General features: G+C 64.5%; 12 protein-coding genes. 6 read left to right on the forward strand and 6 right to left on the reverse strand.

The features are described from left to right. Positions 1–96 precede the first annotated feature (96 nt). The 5 genes from ACDA63_RS12220 (at position 97) to ACDA63_RS12240 (ending at position 4,329) form a co-directional block, all read left to right on the forward strand. Positions 97–1,140, forward strand: a complete 1,044-nt coding sequence (locus tag ACDA63_RS12220; RefSeq protein WP_373663530.1) for an ABC transporter ATP-binding protein — start codon at positions 97–99, stop codon at positions 1,138–1,140. After that, a complete protein-coding gene (aat, locus tag ACDA63_RS12225) occupies positions 1,140–1,868 on the forward strand; it encodes a leucyl/phenylalanyl-tRNA--protein transferase (protein WP_373663531.1) in 729 nt (242 codons plus the stop codon). The genes ACDA63_RS12220 and aat overlap by 1 nt, the downstream gene beginning before the upstream one ends. 63 nt (positions 1,869–1,931) lie before the next feature. Next, on the forward strand, positions 1,932–2,672 hold the full coding sequence (locus ACDA63_RS12230) for an arginyltransferase (protein ID WP_373663584.1): 741 nt from the start codon (positions 1,932–1,934) through the stop codon (positions 2,670–2,672). A gap of 73 nt (positions 2,673–2,745) precedes the next feature. After that, the gene (locus ACDA63_RS12235) at positions 2,746–3,588 is read left to right on the forward strand and encodes an NAD-dependent epimerase/dehydratase family protein (protein WP_373663532.1); all 843 of its coding nucleotides are present in this window, start codon (positions 2,746–2,748) and stop codon (positions 3,586–3,588) included. A 66-nt stretch (positions 3,589–3,654) separates the two neighbouring features. Continuing rightward, positions 3,655–4,329, forward strand: coding sequence for a DUF502 domain-containing protein (locus ACDA63_RS12240; RefSeq protein ID WP_373663533.1), 675 nt, complete (start codon positions 3,655–3,657; stop codon positions 4,327–4,329). 1 nt (position 4,330) lies between these two features. Here the strand turns inward: ACDA63_RS12240 and ACDA63_RS12245 are convergent, their stop codons facing one another. The 4 genes from ACDA63_RS12245 to ACDA63_RS12260 form a co-directional block, all read right to left on the reverse strand. After that, a complete protein-coding gene (locus tag ACDA63_RS12245) occupies positions 4,331–4,774 on the reverse strand; it encodes a multidrug/biocide efflux PACE transporter (RefSeq protein ID WP_373663534.1) in 444 nt (147 codons plus the stop codon). Positions 4,775–4,834: 60 nt separating this feature from the next. Beyond that, on the reverse strand, positions 4,835–7,918 hold the full coding sequence (locus tag ACDA63_RS12250) for an EAL domain-containing protein (protein WP_373663535.1): 3,084 nt from the start codon (positions 7,916–7,918) through the stop codon (positions 4,835–4,837). Positions 7,919–8,196: 278 nt separating this feature from the next. Beyond that, entirely contained in the window at positions 8,197–8,796 is a 600-nt protein-coding gene (locus ACDA63_RS12255; protein ID WP_373663536.1) for a peroxiredoxin, read from the reverse strand. Positions 8,797–8,905: 109 nt separating this feature from the next. Beyond that, on the reverse strand, positions 8,906–9,190 hold the full coding sequence (locus ACDA63_RS12260) for an acylphosphatase (RefSeq protein WP_373663537.1): 285 nt from the start codon (positions 9,188–9,190) through the stop codon (positions 8,906–8,908). Between the two features lie 134 nt (positions 9,191–9,324). Between ACDA63_RS12260 and ACDA63_RS12265 the strand changes: the two genes are divergently transcribed. After that, positions 9,325–9,705 carry a YgiW/YdeI family stress tolerance OB fold protein gene (locus ACDA63_RS12265; RefSeq protein WP_373663538.1) on the forward strand — a complete coding sequence of 127 codons (381 nt, stop codon included), beginning with the start codon at positions 9,325–9,327 and terminating at the stop codon, positions 9,703–9,705. A gap of 45 nt (positions 9,706–9,750) precedes the next feature. Here ACDA63_RS12265 and ACDA63_RS12270 read toward each other — a convergent pair whose 3' ends face one another. Next, positions 9,751–11,403, reverse strand: a complete 1,653-nt coding sequence (locus ACDA63_RS12270) for a SulP family inorganic anion transporter (RefSeq protein WP_373663539.1) — start codon at positions 11,401–11,403, stop codon at positions 9,751–9,753. 130 nt (positions 11,404–11,533) lie between these two features. Then, positions 11,534–13,666 (reverse strand): methionine--tRNA ligase, encoded by a 2,133-nt coding sequence (metG, locus tag ACDA63_RS12275; RefSeq protein ID WP_373663540.1) that lies wholly within the window; start codon positions 13,664–13,666, stop codon positions 11,534–11,536. Between the last annotated feature and the right edge of the window lie 127 nt (positions 13,667–13,793).

The raw sequence follows: 13,793 nt of genomic DNA on the forward strand, positions 1-13,793 counted from the left end.
ATGGGCGGAAAAATGAATCGCTTGCACGACGCCCGACGGACGTCCAATGAGAATCATTATAATTGAGCCTGATCAAGAATCCCGCCGGCAGCCTTCATGTCATCTCCCATCCTCTCCGCCCACGCCCTGCGCCTCGGCTACGGCGCCATCGACGTCGTGCACGACGCCAGTTTCGCGCTGACGCGCGGCACCATCGCCTGCCTGCTGGGCCCATCCGGGTGCGGCAAGACGACCATCCTGCGCGCCATCGCAGGCTTTGAGCGCCTGCGCGCCGGCAGCATCTTCTTCGATGGCGATACGCTGGCCGCCGATGGCGTGCACGTGGCCCCCGAGCGGCGGCGCATCGGCATGGTGTTCCAGGACTACGCGCTCTTTCCACACCTGACGGTGGCGGACAATGTGGCCTTCGGCCTGCGCCGTCTGGATGCGGCGGCACAGAAAGCGCGACAGGCCGAGATGCTGCGGCTGGTCGGCCTGAGCGGACAGGGCGGGCGCTACCCGCATGAGCTCTCCGGCGGCCAGCAGCAACGCGTGGCGCTGGCCCGGGCGCTGGCACCCGATCCGCGGCTGGTGCTGCTGGACGAGCCCTTTTCCAATCTCGACGTCGATCTGCGCGAGCGCCTGTCGCTCGAAGTGCGCGACATTCTCGGCACGGCAGGGGCCACCGCGATCCTGGTCACGCACGACCAGCACGAAGCGTTCGCCATGTGCGACGAAATCGGCGTCATGCACGAAGGCCGCATGCAGCAATGGGGTGGTGCTCACCATCTCTATCACAGCCCCGCCAATCGCTTCGTGGCCGACTTCGTGGGGCAAGGCGTGCTGCTACCCGGGACGGCCCGTGCGGATGCGCGGGTGGATATCGAACTGGGCTCGCCCGCCGTGCACGGCGGCGATTTCGGTTCGGGCACGCGGGTCGAAGTGCTGCTGCGCCCCGACGACGTCGTGCATGACGCGGCCAGCCCGCTTCGGGCGCGCGTCGAGCACAGCGCGTTCCGTGGCGCCGAAATCCTCTACACCTTGCGCCTCGCCAGCGGCGCCAAGGTGCTCTCACTGCTGCCCAGCCACCAGGCGCATCGCGTGGGCGAGACCATCGGCATTCGCCTCGCGGTGGATGAAGTGGTAGCGTTCAACGCCTGATGCTGCCCTGGCTCACGACCCCTCATTTCCCGCCCGCCCGCCGCGCGCTCAAGGAGCCCAACGGCCTGCTCGCGCTGAGCGACACGCTCACGCCCGAATGGCTGCTGGCCGCCTACCGGCAGGGCATCTTCCCCTGGTTCATGGAAGGCGAGCCGGTCATGTGGTGGAGCCCCGATCCGCGCATGGTGGTGTTTCCGTCCGAACTGCGCATCACGCGCTCGCTGCGCAAGACGCTGGAGCGCGGCCAGTTCGAAGTGCGCTGCGATACGTCCTTCCGCCGCGTCATGGACGAATGTGCCGCACCGCGAGGCGGGGAGCGGCTCACCTGGATCGGATCAGAAATCACTGAGGGATACTGCCAGTTGCATGAACTAGGCTGGGCGCATAGCGTCGAAACATGGCTCGACGGTGAGCTGGTCGGCGGACTCTATGGTGTGGCCATCGGGCGCGTGTTCTACGGTGAATCGATGTTCCACCGCGTGAGCGACGCGTCCAAGGTGGCCTTCGCGCATCTGGCGCGCGGTTTGCATGATCGCGGTTACGCCCTCATCGACTGCCAGATGACGACGCCACACCTGGCATCGCTGGGCGGGAGAGAAATCCCCCGCGATGTGTTCATCGCCGCGCTGGAACGCTGGACCGAGGTCGATGCCCGCCCGCAGCGCTGGCCGGTGGATGCCTTGCGACGCGACTGGCGCACCGATGCACCGGCGCCTGAACGAACCTGAACAACGGACTTGCACGACCCTGCCGGGCTTGGCAAAGCGGTCAACGTGGAGCAGCACATGTCACTGTTGAAAGACCTTCCGTACGCCTTCCTGCAGTTCTATTCGACCGCCCCCTACAGTTGCTCGTACCTGCCCGAGCGCACAGCGCGCTCGCAGGTTGCTACGCCGAGCCACATGATCGACACGGTGCTGTATGGCGAGCTCGTTCGCGGCGGCTTTCGGCGCAGCGGCGTATTCACCTACCGGCCGTATTGCGATGCCTGCAACGCCTGCGTGCCGGTGCGCATCAACGTCGAGCGCTTCGACCCCGACCGCGCCCAGCGCCGCGCATGGCGCCAGCACGCCCGGCTCAGCGCGCGCGAACTGCCACTCACCTTCCGCGAGGAGCACTACCAGCTCTACCAGCGCTACCAACTGTCGCGCCACGCCGGCGGCGGCATGGACCAGGACAGCCGCGAGCAGTACACGCACTTCCTGCTGCAGAGCCAGGTCGACACGCGACTGGTGGAATTCCGTGAAGGCGCGGTGCTGCGCATGGTGTCGATCATCGACTGCCTGTCCGACGGACTGTCCAGCGTCTACACCTTCTACGATCCGGACATGCCGCGCGCGAGCTTCGGGACCTACAGCATCCTGTGGCAGATCGAAGCGTGCCGGCAACTCGGCCGTCCGTACCTGTACCTGGGCTACTGGATACGCGACAGCGACAAGATGAACTACAAGCGACGCTATCGCCCCATCGAAGGACGCGTGCAGGGCATATGGCGGGAGCTGGACGAAGACGATTTCGAACGCCTGGGCTAGCGGTCTTCGCACCCACCAGGCACCACACCCCTTTCAACGATAAGCGGCAACATAGCCGCGCGAGGAAACATCCGTGTCACACAAGATCGGCCGCATCCTGCTCACCGGCGCAGCAGGCAATCTCGGGCGCATCATCCGCCCCGGCCTGCGCGAGCAGGCAAAGGTCCTGCGCCTGACCGACATCGCACCATTGCCCGAAGCCCCCGTCGAAGGCGAAGAATCCACGCTTTGCGACCTGGCCGATCGCGGCGCGCTCGACACACTGCTCGAAGGCGTCGATCTCATCGTGCACATGGGCGGCGCATCGCACGAGCAACGCTTCGATCCGCTCATGCGCAGCAATGTGCTCGCCGTCTACAACCTCTACGACGCGGCGCTCGCACATGGCGTGCGCCGCGTGGTGTATGCCAGCAGCAACCACGTCACTGGCTATTACGAAAGCACCGAATGCGTCACCCCGGGCATGGCGATGCGCCCGGACAGTCTTTACGCCACCACCAAGGGCTTCGGCGAGCTGGTGGGCAGTTTCTATTGGCATCGCCACGGCATCGAGACCATCTGCCTGCGCATCGGCAGTTGCACCGAGCAACCCAAATCGCAGCGTGCGCTGGCGGCTTGGCTAAGCCACCGCGACCTGTGCGAGCTGGTACGTTGCGCCATTGCCGCACCGGCCGTCGGCTTTGCCGTGGTGAATGGCGTGTCGAACAACCCGGTCAAATGGTATGACGGCGATGCGGCCGAACTGATCGGCTACCGGCCCCAGGATTCCGCCGGCGAGCATGCCGAAGAAATCGCCGCCAAGTGGCCGCCGCTGCGGTCCGGACATCTGCTGCAACGCTGGCAGGCAGGCAATATCCTGCGGCAGGACTACCGGCTTGACGGTGGCATTCCGCCCGAACTCGAAAACCCGGTCTGACGGTCTCATGGGCGCGAGGCCGCCGAATGCGTATCATCGGCAGGCCTCCTCCATCACGCCCCGCCCATGTTCAAGAAAAGCCTCGACTCGATCTTCCGCACCTGGCTTGCCGGCCTGGTCGCGCTCTTGCCGCTGGCCTTGACGCTGGCGTTGATAGGCTGGGTCATCAGCCTGCTCAACCGGTTCATCGGGCCCGAGAGCATCGTCGGTCGCGTCTTTGCCGCCTTGGGTCACCCCTTCGCCGACAGCCGGCTGGCGGCCTACCTGCTGGGCACGCTGTTGCTGGCGGTGGCGCTTTATCCGCTCGGGCTGGCGGTGCGCTCGAGCCTCAAGCGCCCGCTCACGCGCCTCATCGATCTGACCCTGCGGCGGCTGCCCCTGATCGGCGGCCTCTACAACATGGCCGACCGCTTCGTCGGCCTGCTCGACCAGAAAGAAGAAGCCGACATCGCAGCGATGAGTCCGGTGTGGTGTTTTTTTGGCGGCGACGGCGTTGCAGTGCTGGCACTCATGCCCAACCCCGAACCGATCGAACTCGACGGGCGCACCTATTGCGCCGTGCTGGTGCCCACAGCGCCGGTACCGATCGGCGGAGGCCTGCTGTACGTGCCGACCGACTGGGTACGCCCGGCCAACATCGGCGTCGACAAGCTCACGGCGATCTATGTGTCGATGGGCATCACGCCGCCGCCCGCGCTGCGTCGCGCAGTTGCCGACGCAGACACGGCGCAGCAAGACTGAATCAGCTCGTCTCGCGCGATGGCCGCTGCATGACGAATGCGCGCAAGGTGTCGTAGAGCCAGTTGAAGATCACCGTGTAAGGCAGCATGAACAGGGCAAAGCCGACCTCCAGCAAGAAGGCCGGCACCATGCCGATGTTCAGCCAGAGCGCGGCCAGCGGCACTGCCACCAGCAACAGACCCAGTTCGAACAGGACGGCATGACAGATGCGCACGATGAGTGTGCGACGAAGGCCGAAGCGCGACTCCGCGCGTTCGAACAGTGCGTTGAAAATCATGTTCCACGCCATGGCGATCAGCCCGATGGCGATGGTGAGAATGCCCATGTCCACCACCCGCACATCCATGATCCAGGCGAACAGGGGTGAGGCCACGCACAGCACGCCGACCTCGAAGCAGACGGCGTGAAAGATGCGTTCTCGGAGCGTTTTGGTGGGGGCGGACATCAACGGGCATGTTCCTTGGGGAGCGCCAGTCTAGCGCACCGGGCCGCACACCGGCCGCGATCAGTGGGTGATCAGCGCACGATGTTCATTCTGGCGGGCCCCCAGACCGCGTCGCAGCACGCTCATGAAGACGTCGTGCGTCACGGGCGGGCAGAAGAAATACCCCTGCGCCTTGCGGCAACCCTCACGCAGGAGGAAGTCCACCTGCGCGCGCGCCTCCGCCCCCTCGGCAATGACGTCCAGCTTGAGGCTGCGCCCGAGCTGGATGATGGCGCGGACGATGGCGGCGTCATCGGGGTCATCGGCGATGTCGCGCACGAACCCCTGGTCGATCTTCAGCCGGTCTACGGCAAAGCGCTTGAGGTACGACAGCGACGAATATCCGGTGCCGAAGTCGTCAATGGAAAGGCGCACGCCGAGCGCCTTGAGCCGATGCATGGTGTCGAGCACTTCGTCGCCCTGATGCATGAGCAGCGATTCGGTCAGTTCCAGTTCGAGCCGCTCCGGCGCCAGCCCGGTTTCGGCCAGCACCTCGCTCACCGCCGTCACGATGTCGTCGCGGGCGAACTGCAGTGCCGAGATATTGACCGCCACGCCGACCGGCGCGAGCCCCGCATCCTGCCAGGTGCGCGCATGCAGGCAGGCCTGCCGCAATACCCATCGCCCGATCGGCACGATGAGGCCGGACTCTTCGGCGATGGGAATGAAGCGGCCCGGCGGCACGAATCCGAGCGCCTCTGACTGCCAGCGGATGAGCGCTTCGGCGCCCAGGATGGCGCCTGTGCCGAGGTCGACCTGCGGCTGGTAGTTGAGCAGCAATTCGCCCCGCTCCAGCGCCTGGCGCAACTGGCTTTCGAGATGCAGGCGTTCGAGCGCATTGGCATTCATCGCCTCGGTGAAGAAGCGATAAGTATTCCGGCCGTTCTCCTTGGCGTGATACATCGCGGTGTCGGCGTTCTTCATCAGGCTGTCGACACTGCGGCCGTCGTCCGGATAGATGGCGATACCAATGGAAAACGATGTGCCAAGCCGATGGCCATCGATGTCGAACGGCTCCGACAGGCAGCGCAGGATCTTGTCAGCGACGCGTGCCGGCGTTTCCGGGTCGCCGACATCGGCGAGCACGATGATGAATTCGTCCCCGCCCTGGCGGCAGATGGTGTCGGTCGTGCGCACGCAGTCCTTGAGACGGCCCGACACGGCTTGCAGCAGGCGATCGCCGGCAAGGTGCCCGAGCGAATCGTTGATGGTCTTGAAGCGATCCAGGTCGAGGAACAACAAGGCCACGCGCTGGTGATGCCGCTCGGCGCGTGCCAACGCTTGTTCGAGACGATCCTGGAAGAGCGTGCGGTTGGGCAGTTCGGTCAGCGGATCGTGGTGCGCGAGGTAGGCGATGCGCGCCTCGCTGGCCTTGCGCTCTGTAATATCCGAGAACACCGCGACGAAATGCGTGATCTGGCCGCGCGGGTCATACACCGCCGACACCGACAGCCACTCGAGGAACTCCGATCCATCGCGCCGCCGTTGCCAGGTTTCGCCCTGCCACGCGCCGGCCTGCGCCGCACGCAGCCAGATGTCGTCGTACTGCGCGCTGTCGTTCGCTGAGGTGGCCGCCAGCAGCACGGGCGTATTGCCCAACACCTGCGCGGGCTCGTATCCGGTCAGATCGGTGAAGGCGCGATTCACCGACAGGATATGGCGATGCGCATCGGTGATCATGATCGCTTCGATGCTGTTGTCGAACACCGTCGCAGCGAGCCGCAGTTCTTCTTCCGCACGGCGTTGACCGGTCACGTCGTTGAGCGTCAGGACAACCGGATAGAGTCCGGTGCGCGAATCCCGTTGCAGGGGTTCGGCGCGCGAGACGAACCAGACGCGCGAGCCGTCGCCGCGTTCGATGCCGACCGTACCGGCGCGCGACTCGCCCGTATGCATGGCGTGGAAGCTGGGGAGCTCTTCCACCGGACAGGTGGTGCCATCTTCGCGCAGGTATCGCGTGCCGGCGTCGTGCAAGGGCGGCAGGGCCGCGCCGGGCGCAACGCCATAGATGCGCCGCGCGGCGCCATTGGCCACGATCACGTCGCCGCCGGCATTGCGGAGAATGACGCCTTCATTCATGGCCGAGAGAATCGAGCGCATGCGCCCTTCGCTCTCGCGCAGTTCGGATTCGGCATGCCGCCGGGCGGTGATGTCTTCGATCACTTCCATGAAGTGACTGGCGCCTCCCTGCGCCGGCTTGACCAGCGCAATCGAAAGATTGACCCACACAACGCTGCCGTCGGGACGCCGGATGCGTTTTTCCATCGAGGTCTTGGCACTGTTGCCAATGACCAGCCCGTCGAGCAGGCGATCGTTGCCTTCGACGTCCTCACGCCAGGTGATTTCGCGGAAATCGCGTTCGAGCAGTTCCTTTTCGGTGTAGCCGGTGATGTCGCAGTAACGCGGGTTGACGCGCACGAAGCGGCCGGAGATCGCGCACAAGGCCATGCCTACGGCGGCCTGTTCGTAGGCGCTGCGGAATCGCGCCTCGGAGTCTTCCAGCGCGGCTTCGGACGCCTTGTACGCGGTGATGTCGACAAAGATGCCGCGCATGCCCATGACATGGCCGCCGGCGGCAATCGGAGAGCGCAGATCGCGCACGAAGATGACGTGACCGTCGGCGTGCCGCATGCGGTACTCGCAGTCGTGTGGCGCGTCGGCGACGAGCTGGCGACGCAGGAATGCCATGGCCGCGTCGCGGTCGTCCGGGTGCAGGCGTGAGCGCCAGAAACCCGACTGCTTCCAGTCCTCGATCTGGAATCCGAGCAAGCCTTCGCCCGGAGCGGATACGTAAGTGAAGCAATCCGCGCCGATGTCGTATTCCCACGCAACCACGTTGGTGCCTTCGACGATGACGCGGAAACGTTCTTCGGACAGGGCCAGTGCCCGGGTGCGCTCGGCCATGCGGTGCATTTGCCGCTTGTAGAGCCATACCGCCGCCAGCAGCACCAGCATCACGGCCACCAGCATCAGGCCGCCCAGAGAGGACAGCGCGGCTTGCGCCTCGCCCAGTTGTGCCAGGGCAGGCGCGGTCGACAGGGCGCACGGCACACCGATCGTGAGGGTGCGAGCAAAGCGGGACAAGCGATGCTGCAGAACCGCCATGGACGGAGTCTCCGTACGCGTCTATCGCCGGAGAAGGCCGGACCGAGCGCGCTATTCAAATCAAACGGTGCGGGTATGTCGGACCGGACGGTCGCAGGCCGGCCTGCCGTCGATGTGCGCCGGACGAGCTCCGGGCGCAGGGCGGTCGGCCGCATTCCGAACGCAGACCAATCAACGGCAGCGTTGGATTAATACTTGAATGGATGCAAAAGAAAACGGCACCGGTCGTGCGGCCGGTGCCGTTCGGAGGCTGGCGCGAGGTGCGCCTGCGCGTCGGGTTACAGCGACGAGGCGTTTTCAGCCAGGTAGCGGGCCACGCCGTCGGTCGAGGCGGTCATGCCCTTCTCGCCCTTCTTCCAGCCGGCCGGGCAGACTTCGCCGTGTTCTTCGGTAAATTGCAGGGCGTCGATCATGCGGATCATTTCGTCGATGTTGCGGCCCAGCGGCAGGTTGTTGACGACCTGGTGCTGCACGACGCCGTCGCGGTCGATCAGGAACGAGCCGCGGAATGCCACCCCGCCTTCGGATTCAACGTCGTAGGCCTTGGCGATTTCGTGCTTCACGTCGGCAACCAGCGTGTAGCCGACCTTGCCGATGCCGCCCTTCTCGACCGGGGTGTTCTTCCAGGCCAGGTGCGTGAATTGGGAGTCGATCGAAACGCCGAACACTTCGACATTGCGCTTCTTGAACTCGTCCAGACGGTGATCGAAGGCGATCAGCTCGGACGGGCACACGAAGGTGAAGTCCAGCGGGTAGAAGAAGACCACGGCGTACTTGCCACGAGCCGCTTCAGAGAACTTGATGTCCGTGATTTCGTTGTTGCCGAGGACAGCGGACGCGGTGAAATCGGGTGCTTTCTTACCAACGAGGACGGCCATGTTACGACTCCGTATAGTTGCGGGGAAGAACGATTATGGCGACCCTGCAGGCTAAAGGTCAAATCGAGTTCGATTGGTTTTGGCTATCAGAAAGATAGTTGCACAGACATCAAAGTGTCGCCGCCGGGGTAAAACCTGTTGCGATTTCGGTGGAGTCCTCGACCTCTACTTCTTCCACCTTCGCGCCTGCCGGGCCGTGCATGGCCCAGTCGATCATGGCCGCAACAGCTTGTTGGGGGCCGCAGACCAAGGACTCGACCGTTCCGTCCCGCTTGTTGCGCACCCAGCCGTCCACCCCCAGCGCTTCGGCCTGCCGCTGCATGGTCCAGCGAAAGCCCACACCCTGCACACGGCCGCGAATGACCAGGTGGCGCGATATGCGGGGTTGTTCCATGGGCTTCTTCCTCGTCCGGGGCCGGACAGGATACACCGCAAAGCTCTGCCACATTGCCGGAACTCCTGCCGCGCGAACGCCACTGACTGAGTGGAGCGCCTTCGGCGCCGAGCAACCTTCAGAGGAGAATCAAGATGATGAAGAAACGCCTGATCGTCGCATGCCTTGCCGCCGCTTGTTCTACCGCTTGGGCTCAACAGGGCGGTTTCAGCGATCCAGCCACAACGCCGGCCGCCGGCGGCTTCGTCGGCCCAACGGCCAGCCTGACGACCGTTGAACAGGCGCGCTCGCTTCGCGACGACACCTTCGTCGTACTCGAAGGGCGTATCGAGCAGCGCCTCGGCCGCGACAAGTACCTGTTCCGCGACGGCTCCGGCACCATCACAGTCGACGTCGATGACCGACGCTGGAACGGTCAGCGCGTCACGCCGCAGAATCGCGTGCGCATCGAAGGCGAGGTCGACAAGGACTGGAACTCGGTGGAGATCGACGTCAAAACGATCACCAAACTATAAGCAGCGCGCCTGCGGCCGCCGCCCGCCCATCAAAGGCGGCGGCCTTCAGTTGCGGTCCAGGATATCGTCGGCCCGACGCAGCGCCGCCGGCAGGTCGTCGCAGACGTTGATCATTTCGACCTGGGCACACAGACCGGACCGCATGGCAATCGACCGAGGCTGCATTTCGAGCCCGCACAGCACGAGCGTCGTACCCCGCTTGGCAAGCGTGCGCTGCACGCCGGCGAGCCAATCGATCCCGGTCGTGTCGATGTTGAGCAGCCGGTGCAGGTCGAAGATCACGACCCGTGTGCTGACCTGTTGCGGATCGAAAAGGCGCTCGAGCTTGGCCACGGCGCCGAAGAACATGGAGCCCCGGATAGCCCAGGCACGCACCTCGCTGCGCGCGGCCGGCACATCAACCGGCTCGACCATGGTGAGGCTCTGCATCCGGTAGATGAAGAACAGGCTCGCCAGCACCATGCCGATCTCGACTGCCACGGTCAGGTCGAAAAGCACCGTCAGCACGAAGGTCGCCAGCAGGATGATGCGGTAGTTCCATGAGAACTGGCGCAGGCGCCGGAATTCGTGCCACTCGCCCATCTTTACCGCCACCACCATGACGATGGCCGCCAGCGTGGCGATCGGTACGTAGGCCGCCAGCGGCGCGGCAACGAGCACGATCAGCAGCAGCGTCAGCGAATGGACCACGCCTGCGATCGGCGTGCGCCCGCCGGCCCGGATGTTGGCCGAAGTGCGCGCGATCGCGCCGGTCGCTGCGACACCGCCGAAGAAAGGCGAGACGATGTTGGCGATGCCCTGCCCGATCAGCTCCTGGTTCGGATCGTGACGATCATCGACGTAGGCATCGGCGACACGGGCGGACAGCAGTGATTCGATGGCGCCCAGCAGCGCGATGGTGATGGCCGGCGTAACCAGTTGCCCCAGACTGCTGAGCGACGGCAGCGGGAAAGCCGGCATGGGCACGGCTTGGGGAATACCGCCGAAGCGCGAGCCGATGGTCTCGATCGGCAGCGACAGCACCGCGCACAGCGGTGTCATGATGAGCAGCACGGCCAACTGCGGCGGCAAGGCGCCGAGCACGCGCAGGCGTCCGTGCAGCCGCCCCAGGCGCTCGACGATGAAGCCCCAGCCCACGATCACCAGCACCGAGACGATCGCCACCACGATGGTGGTCAGGTCGGCGGTCTCGGCGCCCGCGGCCAGTACGCGGATGCGCGCGAAGAACTCCGCCGGCACCTCGCCGATGTGCAGGCCGAAGAAGTCCTTCAACTGCGACATGAAGATGACGACGGCAATACCGTTGGTAAAGCCGATCACCACCGAAACGGGAATGAAGCGGATCAGTGTGCCGAGTCCGGCAAAGCCCATGGCGACGAGCAGGATGCCGGCCATGAACGTGGCGGCCAGCATGTTGGACAGGCCGTGGCTGGCGACGATGGCATAGAGGATGGGGATGAAGGCCCCCGTCGGGCCCCCGATCTGCACACGCGAGCCGCCGAACAGGGAAATCAGCAGGCCCGCGATGATGCCGGTCCAGATGCCGGCCGACGGACTTGCGCCGCTGGCGATTGCGAAGGCCATGGCCAGCGGCAGGGCCAGCACGCCGACGGTCAGGCCCGCCGATACATCCGAACCGAATTGCCGGCGCGAATAACCGGACAGCGTGTCCCACAGTTTCGGGCGAAAGCCTTGCATTGCACATCCTCACAAACGCACGGCGCCACGCAGGCGCCGAGTCATTGAGGATAAGGGCTGCGAAGCCGACGCGCTTGGCCCGCGCTCAAACTTCAGGAAGAGAGCGGTACGAAAACACTGATTTTGTACGTCAGCGCACTCTCATGCCCGGCTCTGCCCCGACGTCTGGCGACATCAGGAAGATCCCCGGCACTTCGCCAGCCTCGTCCGCGGCCGCCAGTACCATTCCCTCGCTCATGCCGAACTTCATCTTGCGCGGCGCCAGGTTCGCCACCATCACCGTCAGACGGCCAACCAAGGTGGCCGGATCGTATGCGCTTTTGATGCCCGCGAATACCTGGCGCGGCTTTTCCTCGCCGATGTCCAGTTGCAGGCGCAACAACTTGGCCGCGCCCTCGACGTGTTCTGCGGCGACGATCTTCGCCACGCGTAGGTCGACCTTCATGAAGTCGTCGATGCTGATCGGGCTGGCCGCATCTTCGGCGCTCGCCTCGGCGGCCTTTTCGGGCTTGGCAACGGCCTTGGCTTCTTGTTTGGCAGGAGCGGCGGCAGCAACCGGGGCTTCGAGCGACTCCTTGTTGGCGTCGATGAGCGCGTCAATCTGCTTGCGCTCGATGCGCGTCATCAGGTGCTTGTAGGCATCGATGACATGACCAGCCGGTAGCGGACGGAACAGATCGGTCCACGCGAAAGCCGGCACGCACAGGAAGGATTCGACCTGCGCGGCCAGGCCCGGCAGCACCGGCTTGAGCATGATCGCCAACGCGCGGAACTGGTTGAGCGCCGTGCTGCATACACGATGCAGGCGTTCGGACTGCGCCGGGTCCTTGGCCAATTCCCACGGCTTCTCGTCATTGACGTACACGTTGGCAGCATCGGCCAGGCGCATGACTTCGCGCAGCGCGACGCTGTAGTCGCGATCGTTATAGGCCTTGGAAACAGCGTCGAGCGACTCGGCGGAGAACGCATCCAGCGCGGTGACATCCGACTCGCCCAGCTTGCCGTCAAAGCGCTTGGCGATGAAGCCCGCGCAACGGCTGGCGATGTTGACGAACTTGCCGACGAGGTCGGAATTCACCTTCGCCACGAAGTCGTCCAGCGACAGGTCCAGGTCTTCGATATTGGCGTTGAGCTTGGCGGCAAAGTAATAGCGCAGCCATTCCGGGTTCAGTCCGAGATCGAGGTAGCTGCGCGCGGTGATGAACGTACCGCGGCTCTTCGACATCTTGGCGCCGTCCACCGTCAGGAAGCCGTTGACGTTGAGGAAGGTCGGCGTGCGGTAACCGGCGAACTTGAGCATCGCGGGCCAGAACAACGCGTGGAAGTACAGGATGTCCTTGCCAATGAAGTGCACCATCTCGGTACCCAGCGCGGCGGCCTTGTCCGGGTCGGTATAGTCAGTGACTTCGACGCCGCCCACACGATCGGCATAGTTGCGGAAGCTCGCGAGGTAGCCGATCGGCGCATCCAGCCAGACGTAGAAGTACTTGCCCGGGGCGTCCGGAATCTCGAAACCGAAGTACGGCGCATCGCGCGAGATGTCCCAATCGGAGAGCTTGTTTTCGCCTTCCGAGCCGATCCACTCGCGCATTTTGTTGGAAGCTTCCGGCGGCATGCGGGGTGAGCCGTCGGCGTTGACGCCTTGCGTCCATTCGCGCAGGAAGGCCACTGCCTTCGGGTCGGACAGACGGAAGAAGTAGTGCTCTGAGTTGCGCAGTTCGGGCTTGGCGCCCGACACGGCGGAGTACGGATTCTTGAGTTCGGTCGGGGCGTAGGCCGCGCCGCACACTTCGCAGTTGTCGCCGTACTGGTCCTTCGCGCCGCACTTGGGGCATTCGCCCTTGATGAAGCGGTCCGGGAGGAACATCAGCTTGACCGGATCGTAGAACTGCTCGATCGAGCGCGTCTCGATGAAGCCGGCAGCCTTGAGCTTGCCGTAGATGTCCTCGGCATAGGCGCGGTTTTCGTCGCTGTGCGTCGAATGGTAGTTATCGAATTCGACCAGGAAATCGGCAAAGTCGCGCGAATGGCTGGCGTGGGCGCGAGCGATCAGTTGCTCCGGCGTGATGCCTTCCTTTTCGGCGCGCAGCATGATCGGCGCACCGTGCGTATCGTCCGCGCAGACGTAGTGCACCATGTTGCCGCGCATGCGTTGGTAGCGCACCCAGATATCGGCCTGGACGTAACCGACCAGGTGTCCGAGGTGGATGTCGCCGTTGGCATACGGCAGGGCATTGGTGACGAAAATCTTGCGAGCGGACATGTGCGTGACAGACTGAAAAATGCGTTAAACGATGAATTCTAGCCCATGGCGCCAACGGCTCCGTGACGCGCCAGGCTGCAAATGAAAACGGCCGCACGCTGGCGGCCATTCTCATAGCAAGTACGGC

Origin of the sequence: Uliginosibacterium sp. sgz301328 (assembly GCF_041807905.1) — a bacterium.
Taxonomy (GTDB): domain Bacteria; phylum Pseudomonadota; class Gammaproteobacteria; order Burkholderiales; family Rhodocyclaceae; genus JBGVSA01.